Source organism: Hydrotalea flava, from assembly GCF_001623405.1.
Lineage (GTDB): Bacteria > Bacteroidota > Bacteroidia > Chitinophagales > Chitinophagaceae > Hydrotalea > Hydrotalea flava.
This window is the reverse complement of record NZ_LUHG01000080.1, coordinates 73,653-90,639: the sequence shown is the minus strand read 5'-3', so window position 1 is coordinate 90,639 and position 16,987 is coordinate 73,653. Positions and strand designations below refer to the sequence as shown.

Genomic DNA, 16,987 nt, shown 5'->3' with positions numbered 1-16,987 from the left:
GCGGTGGCTACAATCGCGATCGCGGTGGTAACGGTGGTGGATATAACAGATATTAATACCCACAGTTCTTCTTACCTCAAAACAATTCAATCCCATTCCAAATTTGAACGGAATGGGATTTTTATGTAGCATAACCTTATGGTTAAAATATCAGCATTCCTTCGTATTTACGCGTTTCAACCGTTATTTTTGCATTGAAAAAATTTTGAGCATGTCAATTGTAAATGTAGGACTGGCACAAATGAGCTGCACCAAAGAAAAACAATCCAATTTATTAAAAGCTATTGAACAAATACAAGTTGCAGCTGCCAAAGGCGCTCAAATAGTTTGTTTACAGGAATTATTCACTTCACTATATTTCTGTGATGTAGAAGATTATGATAACTTTCTTTTGGCAGAAAATATTCCGGGGCCATCCACCGATGCATTATCAACTGTAGCAAAAAAATTGAATGTGGTAATTATAGCCTCCTTATTTGAAAAAAGAACACAGGGAATATATCATAATACTACTGCTATTATTGATGCTGATGGCACTTATTTAGGTAAGTACCGTAAAATGCATATACCAGACGACCCCGCTTATTATGAAAAATTTTATTTCACGCCAGGCGATTTGGGTTATAAAACCTTCAAAACAAAATATGCTACCATTGGGGTACTGATTTGCTGGGATCAATGGTATCCGGAAGCAGCCCGTATTACCAGTTTAATGGGGGCAGAAATACTCTTCTATCCTACTGCTATTGGTTGGGCTTCGGCACAAGATGAAGCTACAAATATTGAGCAATTTAATGCCTGGCAAACCATGCAAAGAAGCCATGCTATTGCCAATGGAGTGCATGTAGTAAGTGTGAACAGAGTAGGTACAGAACAAAATGGATTAATGAAATTTTGGGGTGGTTCATTTGTTTGTAACCCATTCGGCACCATACTTCATCAGGCATCGCATGATCATGAAGAAGTAATGGTAGTGCCCATTCATCTTGAAAAAACAGATAGCTATCGAATACACTGGCCTTTTATGAGAGATAGACGAATTGATTCTTATCAACCCATTACAAAAAGATTTATAGACGAACTATAATGGAACAGACAACCCCGCAACAACAAGGCTATTTTTTCCCCGCCGAATGGCACCCACACAGGGCTACATGGCTCAGTTGGCCACATAAAGAAGCCAGTTGGCCCGGAAAAATTAATACTATCTATTCGCCCTATGCACAATTTATAAAAGCAGTATCGGCAGGAGAAAGAGTGTGTATTAATGTGGCTGATGGAAAGATGGAACAATTTGCCGCAGAAATTTTACAACAGGCTTCAGTTGATCTTTCGATGATCGACTTTTTTCATCATCCTACCAACGATGCCTGGTGCCGCGATCACGGCCCCGCATTTCTGTTACACCATACTGAACAAAAAAAAGCCATTGTTGACTGGAATTATAATGCCTGGGGCAACAAATACCCACCCTATGATTTGGATGATATTATTCCAACTCGCATTGCGGAAAAATTAGGATTACCAGTTTTTTATCCGGGTATTGTTATGGAAGGCGGTTCAGTAGATTTTAATGATGCAGGTACGCTAATTACCTCAACTGCCTGCTTACTCAATAAAAATAGAAACCCACAATTATCAAAAACTGACATAGAAAAATATTTGCATGAATATTATGGGGTGGAGCAAATTTTATGGGTTGATGAAGGAATTGTTGGAGATGATACCGACGGGCATATTGATGATACTGTTCGATTTATAAATACGGATACCGTTGTTACTGTTGTGGAAGAAAATAAAAATGATGAAAATTATGCATTGCTGCAACATAACCTTAAACAATTGCAACAAATGCAATTATTGAATGGCAAACAACTAAATATTGTTGAATTACCCATGCCATTACCTGTTATTTATGAATCGCAAAGATTGCCTGCTTCCTATGCCAATTTTTATATTGCAAACAAAGCGGTTATTGTGCCTACATATCGAAATAAAAATGATGAAAAAGCATTGGATATTTTATCACAGTTATTTCCTGATCGGGCTGTTATCGGAATCGATTCAACAGATGTTATATGGGGCCTGGGTAGCTGGCATTGTTTAAGTCAACAAGAACCTGCTATTTAATTTTATACATAATAACAATAGCTATGCCTACAATAAAAGCACCAATAGCCGGTTGTATGCGCTGGGGGAAATGGGGCGCTGATTTTTCATTTACCGATTATAGTAATGTTATTGAAGCCTGTATTGAAGCAGGTATTACCAGTTTTGATCATGCAGATATATATGGAGATTATACAACTGAGGCTGCATTTGGCAAGGTGTTACAATCGCAATCTTCAATAAGAACCAAGATTCAAATTATAACAAAATGTGGCATTGTTTTGCCTAATCCGCAGAGTGGCATTGATGCCATTAAAACCTATAATACAACTGCCAGGCATATTATACAATCTGCAGAGCAATCACTCCTTCATTTTGGAACAGATTACATTGATGTGTTGCTCATTCACCGACCCGATCCTTTAATGCATCCTTTGGAAATTGCAGAAGCAGTACACACATTACAACAACAGGGGAAAATATTGTCATTTGGCGTTTCAAATTTTCTACCCCATCAATTAAAAATGCTTTCAAAATATTTGAAAATTGAATACAACCAAATTGAAGCATCTATTTTACATCTTCATCCTTTTGTGGATGGCACTTTAGATGCGTGTATTGAACACAATATTACACCAATGGCCTGGTCGCCTTTAGGGGGTGGATTAATTAATGATGACAATCATCCCCGATATAGAAGTATTATTCAGGTGGCAACCACCATTGCAACAAGATTCAATACAGGAGCGAATGAAATTTTAATTGCCTGGTTGCACAAACATCCCTCAGGTATTTTACCGGTAGTAGGTACTACTAAAATGGAAAGATTAATTCAGGCAAAAAATGCCGCCTCCATTCAACTCACCGATGAAGATTGGTTTCGGTTATGGGTAGCAGCAAGAGGTGAGGAAATTGCCTGATTTAATCAGCATCTTTTTTCCCGGAATCTGGTATCAAGACAAATGCAGCACGCATTGGTTTTGGGACAGTAGCATCCAAACCTTTTATTCCCTTCCACAACACTTCATTGAATATATTTTCCGGCACCCTGTCTTCTTTGGTAAAATCAAAATGTTTACTAAGAGCGGATAATCTGTTTTTTTGAAGATTGAGTTCATTCAAATCTACATTGGAAGGAATGTGCTGATAAGGCGTAAAATTAGTCTGATTGGAAAACGAGCGCCACAATGGTGTGGCAGCAGCATCATACTGCGACATAGGTGGTAAACCTAATATTAATTCAATGGTTCTTAAAACAGAACTGGTTGAATACATGGTATGATCAACAAACCCTCTTTTTATAAACGGACTGATGACATAAACCGGTGCCCGATGCGCATCTACATGATCGGGTCCGTTTTGTGCATCATCTTCAACAATAAATACAACTGATTGGTTCCAAACAGGGCTATGCGATAAATGCTCAATCAATAAACCCACTGCTAAATCGTTATCAGCCACATGTGCAAATGGCGAAGGCCTGCCTAATTTCATTCCTTCGGTATGATCGGTAATCAATCTTAAACTATTGAATTGTGGTAATCGATGAATGGCCACCAAAGAATCAAAATCTTTTTTCCATTGGCTTACCCGAGAGGTATCTTTCACATTCATATCCCAACCGGTGAAATTAGGGCAAAAATGATCTTTTAAAACGGGAATATTGGGTTGATAGTCATCTGCAAATTCGCCATAAGTTCTATAACTAATGCCTTGTTTTTTACACCAATCCCAAATAAAACCATTTTTATTATTGGCAATAGGTCTTTTACCTTCCGCATCATAGGAACCGCCTCTACCACCATAGTATGTTGGCCATGTTTTTTCCAGATAATCGTTGGCATAAGCACCTAAACTCCAGTTATGTCCATCGGCACTTACTTCTGCATCACAATAAAAATTGTCTAATAAAACAAATTGTCTGGCCAATGCGTGCTGGTTGGGTGTAATTTTTTCACCAAACAAAACCAATGAGGTATCGCCATTGCCTTCGGGAATATCACCCAGCACCTGATCATAAGTTCGATTTTCTTTAATAATATAAAACACATACTGAATGGGAGAACTATCACCAACCCTGAATGGGACTGGATTACCAACTTCACCATCCGCATGTAATTCTTTATACTTGGTATAAGGTGTGTTTTCATATACCTGTTGTGAATACAGTGCCAATAATGCTTTATTAGGTTCAGGAATAATACTCAGGCTACCTTTAAACATTCCTGCAATATATTCAACAGATCCTTTTACGCTATTATCGGCTTTATGATACCATACACTTTCACTTTTAGAAGCAGGATTAGGACCTAAAGGATTCGCAAAAGATTGTAAACCTTTCCCGTTCGTAACAAAAATATTTTTGCCAATTACTTTTACATTGGTAGGATACCACCCAACAGGAATAAAACCTTTAGAAAAACTTTTTCCGGGAATAGCAACATCAAACACTGCAAGACAATTGTTATCTGCATTTGCAACATATAAAGTATGACCATCTTCCGACAAAGCAACACCGTTGGTAGTTGACCCCGTTGGTGCATTCGGATACAATGCAGTGTTGAATGTTTCAATTACTTGATGTAAGTTTGTATTAATAACGGATACGGTATTATCATCAGCATTGGCTACAAAAAGATATTTTCCGCTGTGCGATAAAACCATTTCATTGGGATGACTGCCTACATGAATACTATCTGTAATTTTTTGTTTCAAAGTATTGTAACAGAGAATTTTTTCTCCACCCCATACACTGATATACAATTCGTTCTTTTTAGGAGAAAATAAACAGGTATAAGCTTCAGCACCTAATGGAAGTTTTGAAAGAATGGTATTTTTTTGTAAATCAATGATATAGAGGCTATTGTTTTCTTTGGTAACAACATACAATCGATGCTGTTGATGATCAACAGCTATACCTGCCGGTGAAACTTTTACCGGCCATTTTTTATCTAAAATAATAGAGTCATGTAAATGCAGTTTACTATTATTGATTTTGTAAACCAAAATACGATTATCATTTCCGCCGGATACGTATAGATACTGATCATTTTTACCAAATGCAAGGCCATACCAACTTTTGGGAATGGTTACACTATCTAATCTTAATTGCTGTTGAACATCAAATAATTCAATGGATTGTGTGCTTTGTCCATTATTGGTTACTGCCAAATATTTTTTGGAAGTACTCACAGCCATATTCAAAGGCAAGTCACCCAATGATAATTGTTTACCGGCGGGGGTTAAACTCCATCCATTGGGTAGCGTAGTTTTATTACCGGGCAAACTAACCTGTTGTGAATACAAGGACGAGCCATACAACATAGCAACAAACATTAAAATACGATAGCACATCATGGTATGTTTTAAAAATAAAGTTATGCAACATTTCATAAACCTTGGTTTAAGGAATTATGAAATGTGCCATATTATTGGAAGACTTCAAATTTTTAGAGTGATTGTATTGTCTACAACGGTTTCACATTGGCGATATGGCGACATTAGAACTCCGTACTTCAGCTTTGTTTTTATCAATTAATTACAAATAAATATACTATTATAAATTTTCTTTTTTGCTACTTTTTTTAGTATACAGTCCGGAACCGATGATAAAAAATACAAATGTTGATTATTTATGCTAAAGATCGGCGTTCTTCGTACTTTAGTATTGCCTTATGAATTTATCATTAAAATATTTATTATTACTACCTTTTTTTGTTTTTTTTTCTTTTACAATTCACATTAAATTGTTGATAAACTAACCAGTGGAGGAAGTGTGTGTAAGCTCTCCGCTTGCTTTGTGCTCCATAACAACACCCCAAATCCATAGATAATCTAATTGCCCGGTTCCGTACAACAGAGGCGTTCATATCTTGCCCTTCGGGCAACACGAACGCCAAGTTATTGGGCGCAGGCTTTAATCATAATGAAACCTGCATTGAATAACGTAACATTTTTGATCTACGCCTTTTTTGCCTTCAACTTTATATACAAGCCTATGTTCGCCTGTAATTCGTCTTGACCAATAACCTTTCAAATCGTATCGCAAAGGTTCAGGTTTTCCAGTTCCTTTAAAAGGCGTTTTTTTTATTTCGTTTAGGAGGTCTTTAATTTTTTCCACAATGCTGCTATCAGTGTCGATCCAATATTGAAAGTCTTCCCATGCATGTTCCGTAAACTCGAAATTCATACATAGGATTTTACAATTTAAATTTTCGAGTTTTCCCTCGTTTTAATTGGTCGATGGACTCATGCAGACGCTGTCTGTTTGTAGCAGTTGAAAGAAGGTGTCCTGTTTCATTAAGAGAATTGTATTCCTTCATAGAGAGAATGACAACAGCTTCTTCCTCGGCAGCTCTGGAAACAACAATTACATCTGACGATTTTGAGACATCGTCCAGATATTTTTTCATATTACTCCTTAACTGGGATATTGATACAGCTTGCATAATTATCAATTTTTACAAATGTACATAATTATGTACAAAATACCGTACTTTATTTTAAAAAAGTTGAAATATTATAAAATGCACGCTTGCAACCAACGGTTTGGGTATTGCCGAAGGCGGGGATTTTTAGCACTAAAGTTCAATCGTAGAACGAATGTTGAACCTTGCACAAATGTCCAAACGAAGCCGTTCAGCCCCGCTTTTGGCAATACCTTGTTGGCGGTTCGTTCTTTTTCTTTTCAGAGTTGCAAAGTCAGTTTCAAGTGTCCTCCCAAACCTGTTTGAATAATTTTCATTAAAGTTGAAAGTCGGATGTCACTTGCATTATTTTCAATCCGTGAAATATAAGACTTGTTCGTACCAACTTTTTCGGCAAGTTGTTCTTGTGTCAAGCCAAGTTTAAGTCTTGCTTCTTCAAGTAAAACTCCAAGTTGGAAAGCCTCAAATTCTTGTTCCCATTCTTCTCTTTTTTTCGCTCCTCGTTTACCATATTTATTGTCGAGAATTTCGTCAAGAGTGGTAATATTATTTTCTTTCTTTTTCATATTCTGCTTTTATTTTTAATGCTTTTTCAATTTCGGTCTTTGGTGTTTTTTGAGTTTTCTTTTGAAAGCCATTTCCTAAAACAATCAAATTCCCTTTATCGAAAAAAGCGAAAATTCTAAAAATGTTACTGTCCAATTCCACACGAACTTCGAAAAGTCCGTCTGTTCCTGTCATATGGTCAAAATATTTTTTAGGAACTCGGTCTATTGTCCGCAAAAGATTCAAAGTCCATTCAATTTTTCGTTGGACTTTATCTGTTTGGATTTCATAAAAGTCCAAAAAGTACCTTTTGTATGCGATAACCTGTCTAATATTTTTCACTTGACAAAGTTAACTATTTAGACAACATAAGGCAAGTGTTTCAGGAAATTTTTTTCGTGGAGCAGCGTCGTTTTAGAATGACCGCCAACTCACTAATACCCGAATCTTTACCCCCTGTCCCATTCATTTATAAACATATTTTTTTGCTGATTTACAGTGCGTTAAGCCATTTTTCCGAAGTACATATATTTATTTTCTGTTTCGTAAAGCCAACTTTGGTTATTGGTTCCGGTACCCACTCCTTTTCATTTATCCACGCACTGCAGTATGCAGCTTTGCTACCCTCTCGCACATTGCTACGAGGCTTTTTGTTTTTTAATATTTATTCAACTAAATATACACATTTTTAATTTAAAAACCAAATTTTTTTATCAATGTAAGCTCCCCCAAAATAGTGCGTTTAATGATGAAAAAGAGTAGATTCAGTCCCCACCCGATTGCCAGTATTTTAAAAGAGTATAATCAAGGCCAATCAGCATAAAAAAACAACCGTGAACACGGAGTTAGTAATGCCCATAATATCGAATTTAAATACATACAACCCGGTAAACCCACCCAGAATACCTATGTAGAACGGTTTAATACAACATCCCGGACCTGTATTTTAGATGCTTATTGGTTGGATACAATTGATGCAGTAAGAGAAGTAACCCAGGTATGGGTTGACGATTACAATACTACACGGCCGCATGATGCGCTGGGTGGGATATCGCCAAAAATGTATAGAGAAAAAAATCAACCATCTATTGGGCCTCGCCTCACTACGCCCAATAGATTGCACTAACACAATTGACATGAAAAATTATGCTACTCTTGAACTGTACTAAAAATGGGGTGCCTACACAACCACGCTTTAGGAACAAACTACTTTTACCACTGCCGTTTTCTCCGACAATCAAAGCATTCTGTCTTTCAAGGTCTATGGTAACTTCGCCGTAGAAAAACTTGAAGTGCTTCAATTTTATCTGTTTAATCTTATTCATTACTTGGCAGTTTTAATGGGCATGATTAAATCAGCCAGTTTGATTTCCATTAATTTAAGATTATTTCGGATTTCGTTGTCTTTTTCCCGCAAGGTTTGATAGGCTTTTTTAATAATCTCTATCGCTTCCTTTTCGCCTTCCCCTTCTATGCTTTTAAAATCTCTTTGAGCATATTTCATAAACTCAATGCCTGCCTTTTTGAAATCTTCTTCAAAATAAAGTTCATAAACCAATGCATCTATGACTTCCTCCAATAATTGAACGATATGGCTATTGGGAACAAATTCGTTGATAGTTACTTTTTCACCAAGTTTTTTTAAATGAAGTATGTATTTAACAACAATTGACAAAGCTTCTTGGCTTTTCTTTTCCGAAACTATAATTGGCAATAGCTCCAAATCTGTCATCAGTATTTGTGGAAATGCTTGCTTATTTGTAATCATTGATTGTCTAATGAAATAAGTAAGTAATTTCGAATTCAGTAAACCCAACAAGAAATAATTATCAAAGCTGTCTGAATTAGACCAACATGAATACAAAGTGCTTTCGGTAAGTGCAGGTTCTGTTATAAAGGCACTGCAAAGTTTATCTCCAGTTCTACGAACTAAAATTCTGGGAATGGTATCATGTTTAGTTTTCTTCTTGGTTCCACCGACAATGTTGAGTGAATCATAATTCGTATAGAATTCTTTTATAACACTCCACTTTTCAATACTCTTCCCAAGTAAAAATTTATTCTCTCCAAAACTTTTATCCTCACCAACAACAGAATCTCTATCAGCCACAACCATTCCTTTAAAAAGGGTTGCAACCTCACTAAGGGGGGTTGTTTTTGCAATTTGGATTCTTGTTATAATTTTATTTTCTGTCTTAACTAAGTTTGAAATGTTGTAGTGTTTGTCAAAATGAAATCTTTTTGTTTCATCATTAGATGACTTGGAAAAAGCAAATACTAAATTTCCTGTTACGGCATTTTCAAAAACGAATTCTGTGAATGTAGTAATCATTGGAACAGAACCTTTTCGTTTCATTAATTCAACACAATCGATGTAACTTCTTGTAGTAAATAATCCTTCAGGAACGATAAAGCATAATTGGCCATTTGAATTCAAAAGAGAATCAACACCACGTTCTATAAATGGTATATAGATGTTTTTGGAATTCGCAGTCTTAATTGTTTTGTAATTGTTTAAATAATTTTTGAGAATAGTTTCCTCCGTGTTGTTCTTCGTCAATATCTTATAAGGCGGATTTCCAATAACAATGTCAAAGTCATTTACACCATACATCCAAGAAGGATCAAACCAATCTACTTTCTCGTGATTAAATGGATTCCATGAACTGATTAAAAATGCTCTACTTTTCACATCCGCAACACCCGATTTAATTTGTTGCTTCGAAATCTTGTCTTGGATGCGTTTAAATTCTGCCTTTAATTCATTTTTGTGCTCACCGTAGCTTTGCAAGTAGTCTAAACGAATTTGCTTCAGCTGTTCTAAATCATCAAATGAATTAAACAGACCGCCAAAATCTTTTTCATCAGGTAATTTTAATAGCGCATCAGCAGTTACAAATTTGAACTCCAAATTAGGTAATGGTTCCACTCCTCTGTTGGGCTTTGTTTCATCAATGTTTTCATCAACCACCAAAGTGAGGAAGCAACGCAGTTTGGATATTTCGGCTGCAATGGGCTGAATGTCCACACCGTAAAGTGTGTTTTGTATTACACCAATTTTTCTGGCATATTCAACGGTGGTCAGTTCCAGTTTCTCTTTTACTTGTTTTCTAAGCAAAGCATTTTCAATACGGCTTATCTGTCTGGCTTTCCACCATTCGGCATTACGGTCAAGCTTCTCCAAAGCCATTACTATTTTCTGGAGCACACCCATAGGAAAAGCACCCGAACCACAAGCAGGGTCGAGTATCTTTAATCGGTCAAGTGCTTCCAGTATTTTTTCTGAATCAGTCTTTGAAAATGAAACCTCGCTATCAATTTTGAAAATGGGTTTTAATAGATCTTTGTCAATTTGGGTTTGGTTATGCAGATAAAGCACCAAACTTTCGGTGGCCATGTAGTCCACAATTTCCCTTGGCGTATAAAAACTACCGGTTGCTTTTCGGGCAGTTTCGCCACTGTCAGGGTCAATTTCCGCCAATAGATTTTCAAAAATTCTACCCAACATTTCCGGGTCAACACTTACTTCAATATCAACTACGCTGTTTTCGTCTATGGTAAAATTGTATTGTTCCAAATTTTCAAAAAACTCTTTGAACCATTCGTCAGGAATGTTAAGCGTGTTGATGTGTTCTGAAAGTCCTGTTGTTTTGTTGGGTTTATAATAGTCCTCTGTTTGTGGCTCAAACAAACCACCATTTAAGAAAGGAATCTGTTCGCAACCATCAGGCAAATCTTTCCACCTTTCAGGCATTGGCGTGTTCAAGGTTTGAAAAAACAGTTTCTCTAAAACGGAATGGTAATAATTGGGGTTTTTCTTCACCGCTTCACTGCTCAAAAGATGCTCGGGTAAAAGTGATATACCTTCATCGGATTTCTTTACTTTCAAAAACCAACAAAACACAGTTCTACCAATAAGCCTTACTGCAAATTCTTGGTAAATTTTCTTTGAAGCATTATCAGAAGGTTTGCCAATAGGCAAATTCAAAACTCTATCGTAAGTAATGGCTTTGGCTCCTTTGCCTTCTGTTGCACCAACCAACTGATAAAAGTGTCTTGCAACAATTTTATAAAATTCTTCATTGAGTGCTTCAACACTAAAGGCATTTCGGATTTCTTCCAGATACAGTTTCTTTCCCGCAATACTGAAAAGCCGGTCAACCGGTGTTTTTGTTTTTTCTCCTTTACCCAATAAATAAGTGTATCGTTTGGGTTCAGTTACTTTCTTGGTAATGTTACCTTCTTCATCAAATGTTCTGATTTCACTAACAAAACTTAATCTCCATTTGTCTGCTTGCTCAAAAACGATTAAAGCTCCATCCACATCGTATTTGTAAACGGAACGAAGCAATTCTCTTAATCCGACTTTGTTTCTTTCGAGCCAAACTTCGGGTTTTACCTTTACCAAATACAAACCGATAATTCTGTCATCTGCCGTATTGAAGCTCCCCAACTCAAAAGCCGATTGTGCTTTTTTATTACTTGCCAAGGGAATTGCAGCAGGGTTTTGCAGAAAGTTTTTTACGCCAAAAACCTCTGTCAATAAGTTCCGCCAGTCAGCAAGCACAAAGGGCTTAGATAATATGCTTTGTAATTTCTTCTTATCCACGTTGTTAGTTATGAATGATGTGTTATGAGTAATGAGATTTTTGTTTGGTAGTTAGAATAGAACTTCGGAGCATTTTTAAAATTTGATTTGCTTCGTTGTTTAATGCTTCAAATTCGCTATTGATTATGAATTCTGATTCATACAAAAGCTCAAGCCAGTAAATGGTTTCGTCACATTCTTTCTGAGCTATAGCCAATTTATGAATAAAGTCCGCCTTACTTTCCGCATTCTGTGCTTCCCGTATATTTGCTCCTACCGAAGTACCTGAACGCAGCAATTGTTTACTTATCACAAACTCTTTCTTATTTTCATTTAAATGCTTATATAGGCTTATACACCGTAAAGCAAATGCAAACGATTTATCTTTTAATACATGCTTCTTATCACTCATAATTTATCATTCAAAATTTATCACTCATAATTTATCATTTACAATTCATCATTCACAATTCATCACTCATAATTCATCACTCATAATTCATCACTCACAATTCATCACTCACAATTCATCACTCATAATTCATCACTCATAATTCATCACTCATAATTCATCACTCATAATTCAGTTTCCCTAGTAAGTTGCTCCACCAATTGATGAAGTTTGTTTGCCAACACAGTTTTCGGAATCAGTTTGGTTTCGTAATCGGCTATAATAGCAGGGGAAGTATTGCGTGCCATGGCATATTCTACCACTTCTGTATCTTTGCCCTTGCAAAGTAAAATGCCAATACTTGGGTTTTCAAAAGGTCGTTTTACATCACGGTCTAATGCCTCCAAATAGAAATTGAGTTTACCCAAAAACTCGGGTTCAAATTCTTGTATTTTCAGTTCAAACAATACCAAACATTGCAAATCCCGATGATAAAACAGCAAGTCGGTATAATAATCCTTATTGCCTACCTGCAAGCGATACTGATTGCCCATGTAGGTGAATCCTTTACCTATTTCCAGAATAAATTTTTGCAGGTTAATAATTAATGCTTTTTCAAGGTCTTTTTCAGAATGCCCATCGGGCAGTTCTAAAAATTCAAATATGTATGGGTCTTTGAAAAAGTTTTGTGGCAATTGAGGCAGTGATTTCTGCAAAGTTTGATTAGAAAAAGTGGTTCTTTCATACACTGCCGCGTTAAGTTGTCGTTCCAGTTCTCTTACTGATAGTTTGTCCTGTATGGCTAAATGCAGGTAAAACAGTTTTTCATCGGGAGTTTTGGTTTTGCTTAAAATGTGCAGATGTGCAGACCATTGTAATTGTGTCAACAGTGTTGTCACAATATTTTTTACTTCATTTTCAGGCTTTTTTAAATGTGTCGCCAGTGTTGACACAAATTCGGGTGAGGAATAGGTTTCATAAAACTGTTTCATTCTATAAAGTCCTCTACGGTTAAAGCCTTTAAGTCCGGAGCAATTATCCTGAATAAATGAAGCCAGTTCTTCAACCGTATTTTCGCCCCATGCACCCGCTGAAACCTTCTCTGAAACTATATTGCCCACTTTGAAATACAGCAATACCAATTCCTCGTTTACTTTATGAAAAGCCCTGTTTCTGGCTTCTTCAATCAGTAAAACAACTTGCTTGAATTCGGTATGCGTATTTCTTAGTTTGCTCATATTTAGTCAATAAAAGTTTCTGATAGCACAATTTCAGGTGTGCCGATACTTTCGGGATTGGTGTCAATTTCTTCCAGTTTGTTTTCTTCATCGTCACTGGTAAAAGCATCATATTTTTTAGCCAAGGCAATCAGTAAATTATCCACTTGCGAAGTAGTAATTTCTCGTTTGCTGAAAAATTGCTGACTAAGCTTTTTCAACTCATTTGCCAATGGGGTGTAAGTTCCGCTTTCAACTATGGGTTGCAAGGTTTGGCAGGCTTTTTTTACAACGGCTTGGTGTGTTATGGCTTTGAAGTCGCGTAAGAATTTCAAAGCCTGTTTGGTATTTGCATCGGCTTTGTCGGTAGTTGTAACCTTTTCAGTTGTTCCACCTAAAAAGTCTTCGTTAAATGATTTCAAAGCAGCCTGAACGTGTTCATAATGATTCTCAGGCAATTCAAAAGGCGGCTCGGTAGTTGGTGCTTCAAAAATTTGTGCTGCTTCTAAAAAGGTTAAAGAGCTTACTTTATTATTGCCATTTACTTTATAAAATTCCATCTTGTAAGGCGATTTCAGAAACACCACTGTTGAAGCGTGCATATCTTCCTTTTGAGCATATTGGTTGCTTCTTGCGGTTCTTGCTTTTAGCGGAAATGCTTTGATGCGTTTAAATTCTTTTGGATGGTTGTCTTTAAACTCACGGATGAAACGCAAATAATGCAATCGCTTGTCTTCATCATCAGGTAATCCTTCATCAAACAATTCAAACTGTTCCAACATTTCTTCGTGTGTGTATATCTGTGCGTCCTCACCAAAAGCCGTGTGAAATCCTTGGAGTTTTATTAAAGCATTACTGTATAGTTTTATTTCTTCATCACCTTGTTGAGAAGGGTAGAAGTTGTAGTTGTAAATAACTCCTGCCACACTTCCAATGCGGTTTACCCGTCCAATTCGTTGCATGAGTCGGGTCGCATTCCAAGGCGTGTCATAGTTTACAATTACGTTAGAACGATGCAGGTTTATACCTTCTGCCAAAACATCGGTTGTGATAATGATATTGTAATCGTTCTTTCTCTCACCAATGTAGTTAGCATCAAAATTTTCCTGAATGGTTTCAAAAATCTTGCTTCTATTGTCACTTGAAACATTCAAAACTTTTGTATTTAGGAATGCTTCAACTTTTTCAGCCAGGTAATTTGCGGTATCGGTGCTTTCGGTAAACACAACCAACTTACCTGTTGGGTTGATATCTTGATTCAGCAGTTCATCTTTGAGGGTATTTAAAAAAGCATCCAGTTTTGGGTCTTGCTCTACTTTGCTCCATTCTTTTACTAATTCCTGCAAAAGCAAATGGTCTTTTCTTAGCCCTTCAATAAATCCACTATCAAAATCATCAGGACTGAAAACATTGTTTCTTGGATTCTCGACGCTCATTTTAAGAATCATCTCTTCCAAATCTTCAATACTGAAACCTTTCTCCATCATGTCGTTCACACGCAAGTCGGGAGCAATTAAAACTTTTCCTTTGTCAAACATATCAATCATTCTGCCTGTGGCAGTGGTCAGATTTTTTAATGATGATTTAAAAGCAGTGAAACTGCTTTCTAATCTTTTCACCATTAAAGTTTTCATGATACCTGCCAACGATTGAGAAACTAAAATGGCTTGTTCGTAATAGTTCTCTCTTAATTCAGGTTTTAAATATTTGATTGCCTGATAGCGATAATACTGTATTTTATCATCATCGGTCAAGTAGAAAACGGTATGATAAAATAGCTTGCTCAACTTGGCATCAAACTCATAAATTTTTGGTTTGGGTGCAGCTATTTCGGGGAACACAATTCCTTGTGCTTTTAAATCTTCAATGTATTTCGGATAGTTCTTTAAATCTCTTCTTGTTCTGCGAACCGTTATTTGAGAAATGACTTTTTCACGAATGATTGAATACAGTTCTCTGATACGTTGAATGTTCGGTTCATCTTGTTGCATAATTTCTCTGAACTCACGAATGATTGGTCCAAAGAAGCTTTGCAAATTGGTTACCGGTAAAGTGCTTCGTCTTGCATCTTGAAACAAAAGCAACTGATAATATAAATCTTGCGGTCTGTTATTTAATGGAGTAGCAGAAATAAGAATGACTTTTTTCTTCTTTCCCGGTACCAAGCCTTCGCCATTTCTTGAAGCCTTGCAAATTCGTTGAAGTAATCCGAAGGATTGTGAAGTATGGTTTCTGTAACGGTGTGCTTCGTCAACTAAAACCAAATCGTAATCCTCTTTTGCCCAGTAGTTCAAATCATCACCGTTTACAATTTTGTCCAATCGTCCGTTGGTGATGAATTTGGTGTGTCTATCAATTCCAAAAAGTCTGAATGTGTTTTTCCAGTTTTTTTCCAATGCAGGAGGAAACACAACCAATATTTTTGTATTCAATGAGCCATTGGCAATCAAAAAACGTTTTGCTATCATGGCTGCAATAACTGTTTTTCCTAAACCAACCACGTCAGATAGGAAAAAGCCGTTGTGTTCCATCAGCATTTGAAAGCCTTGGTTTACGGCATCAATCTGATAAGAAAGTTTTTTGTATGTTTTTGGTAAATCACCAACCGTGTCTGGGTCGTAATCGATATTCTTTCCGAAGTATTCAATCAAGAATTTAATGTAAAGTTCATAAGGCGTGAACGTTTGACCGATATGGGTTTTTTGTTTGAACTGCTGAATATCTGCTGGCAGGATTGGCGTTGAATGTTCCCATAATTCAACAAATTCTTTTTTGGTAAACTGCACATCGTCATAGTCTTTGAGTGCAATGTTCAATTCATAGTTTGGTGATTTCTTAATACCAAGTCCTGCTTCTGTAAGGTTTGATGAACCCATCATAACCCAACCGTCTGAATGCTCGCTGTGATGTTCTGGTAAAAACAAATAAAACTTGGCATGAATAGCTTTTGAATTGTGTGCTCTTACTTCAATTCGTCCGTCAATCAAGTCGTTCACGAATTGCAAAACACCTTTTTCAACTTCTTCTGAATATTTGGCTTCTTTGATGTCCTGAATAAACCATTTCAAAAATTCTTCTTTCGTTTTTTCTTCGTCACCGAAATACAAAAGCCCTTTGCGTTGCGATTCGGCAAACATTTGGTCAACATTAATGCCGACTAATATTTTGATTTCTTTTAAGTCTTTCAGGTATGGTTGTAAAGCGAAGTAACCCGAAGAACGGAAGTAACCTACAACCGCATGAAAGGCATATAAGTCTTTCATGTGTTCGATAATTCCTTTGAATTTATCGAACATACTTCGTTCACTTTTATTTGTAAAAAATTTAGATGACATTATCTCTTTTTGCTTTTTTATCTGTTTTTCTGCCTCTTTTAGTCCTTCGCTTAAATGTTCCAGTCCTCCAAAGTGCCTCGTCCTGCAAAAGGTTTACATTTTTTTGCTGTTTGTTTTACATCAGGTTTACACATTTTTTATTGTCCGTATTAGGGTTTACAAATTTGATATTGCATTTTACCTTTTGTTGGTTTTTCAAAGGTAATGTTGTAGATGAAAAAAATATTTTGTAGCCTACATTGCTAAAGAAATATTTTTTTTATTGGTGCAATGAATAGGTAATTTCAACTATTGATATTACTGGTTTAATGTAATAGCTCTTCCATTTTCTTTCCACAACTTCATGGCTATTATACACTGTAAGCTCAAAAGGC

At 36.4% G+C, this 16,987-nt stretch carries 14 protein-coding genes; 4 read left to right on the top strand and 10 right to left on the bottom strand.

Features of this window, described 5'->3' with window-relative positions; all coding sequences use genetic code 11:
- The first annotated feature begins 211 nt into the window (after positions 1–211).
- The 3 genes from A0F92_RS09185 to A0F92_RS09175 are packed head-to-tail and all read left to right on the top strand — an operon-like array spanning position 212 to position 3,029.
- Complete coding sequence (locus A0F92_RS09185) at positions 212–1,087, top strand: carbon-nitrogen hydrolase (RefSeq protein WP_068244652.1); 876 nt, start codon at positions 212–214, stop codon at positions 1,085–1,087.
- Positions 1,087–2,130 (top strand): agmatine deiminase family protein, encoded by a 1,044-nt coding sequence (locus A0F92_RS09180; protein WP_068244649.1) that lies wholly within the window; start codon positions 1,087–1,089, stop codon positions 2,128–2,130. The genes A0F92_RS09185 and A0F92_RS09180 overlap by 1 nt, the downstream gene beginning before the upstream one ends.
- 23 nt (positions 2,131–2,153) lie before the next feature.
- Positions 2,154–3,029, top strand: a complete 876-nt coding sequence (locus A0F92_RS09175; RefSeq protein WP_068244646.1) for an aldo/keto reductase — start codon at positions 2,154–2,156, stop codon at positions 3,027–3,029.
- A 1-nt stretch (position 3,030) separates the two neighbouring features.
- Here the strand turns inward: A0F92_RS09175 and A0F92_RS09170 are convergent, their stop codons facing one another.
- From A0F92_RS09170 to A0F92_RS09150, 5 genes are all read right to left on the bottom strand, one after another.
- Complete coding sequence (locus A0F92_RS09170) at positions 3,031–5,502, bottom strand: bifunctional YncE family protein/alkaline phosphatase family protein (protein ID WP_253810314.1); 2,472 nt, start codon at positions 5,500–5,502, stop codon at positions 3,031–3,033.
- Positions 5,503–6,025: 523 nt separating this feature from the next.
- Entirely contained in the window at positions 6,026–6,298 is a 273-nt protein-coding gene (locus tag A0F92_RS09165; protein WP_068244644.1) for a Txe/YoeB family addiction module toxin, read from the bottom strand.
- Positions 6,299–6,308: 10 nt separating this feature from the next.
- Positions 6,309–6,557 (bottom strand): type II toxin-antitoxin system Phd/YefM family antitoxin, encoded by a 249-nt coding sequence (locus tag A0F92_RS09160; protein WP_068244642.1) that lies wholly within the window; start codon positions 6,555–6,557, stop codon positions 6,309–6,311.
- Between the two features lie 239 nt (positions 6,558–6,796).
- A complete protein-coding gene (locus tag A0F92_RS09155) occupies positions 6,797–7,102 on the bottom strand; it encodes a helix-turn-helix domain-containing protein (protein WP_068244640.1) in 306 nt (101 codons plus the stop codon).
- On the bottom strand, positions 7,083–7,424 hold the full coding sequence (locus A0F92_RS09150; RefSeq protein WP_068244638.1) for a type II toxin-antitoxin system RelE/ParE family toxin: 342 nt from the start codon (positions 7,422–7,424) through the stop codon (positions 7,083–7,085). Before A0F92_RS09150 ends, A0F92_RS09155 begins: the two co-directional genes overlap by 20 nt.
- 520 nt (positions 7,425–7,944) lie before the next feature.
- Between A0F92_RS09150 and A0F92_RS15600 the strand changes: the two genes are divergently transcribed.
- Positions 7,945–8,208 (top strand): integrase core domain-containing protein, encoded by a 264-nt coding sequence (locus A0F92_RS15600; protein WP_167516980.1) that lies wholly within the window; start codon positions 7,945–7,947, stop codon positions 8,206–8,208.
- Here A0F92_RS15600 and A0F92_RS16070 read toward each other — a convergent pair.
- From A0F92_RS16070 to A0F92_RS09125, 5 genes are all read right to left on the bottom strand, one after another.
- Positions 8,186–8,407, bottom strand: coding sequence for an AAA family ATPase (locus tag A0F92_RS16070; RefSeq protein ID WP_068244636.1), 222 nt, complete (start codon positions 8,405–8,407; stop codon positions 8,186–8,188). The genes A0F92_RS15600 and A0F92_RS16070 overlap by 23 nt on opposite strands.
- Positions 8,407–11,691, bottom strand: a complete 3,285-nt coding sequence (locus A0F92_RS09140) for an Eco57I restriction-modification methylase domain-containing protein (protein ID WP_167516975.1) — start codon at positions 11,689–11,691, stop codon at positions 8,407–8,409. Before A0F92_RS09140 ends, A0F92_RS16070 begins: the two co-directional genes overlap by 1 nt.
- Positions 11,692–11,713: 22 nt before the next feature.
- The gene (locus tag A0F92_RS09135; protein ID WP_167516974.1) at positions 11,714–12,082 is read right to left on the bottom strand and encodes a four helix bundle protein; all 369 of its coding nucleotides are present in this window, start codon (positions 12,080–12,082) and stop codon (positions 11,714–11,716) included.
- Between the two features lie 164 nt (positions 12,083–12,246).
- Entirely contained in the window at positions 12,247–13,299 is a 1,053-nt protein-coding gene (locus tag A0F92_RS09130) for a PDDEXK nuclease domain-containing protein (RefSeq protein WP_068244628.1), read from the bottom strand.
- A 2-nt stretch (positions 13,300–13,301) separates the two neighbouring features.
- On the bottom strand, positions 13,302–16,613 hold the full coding sequence (locus A0F92_RS09125; protein ID WP_068244625.1) for a helicase-related protein: 3,312 nt from the start codon (positions 16,611–16,613) through the stop codon (positions 13,302–13,304).
- Positions 16,614–16,987 lie beyond the last annotated feature (374 nt).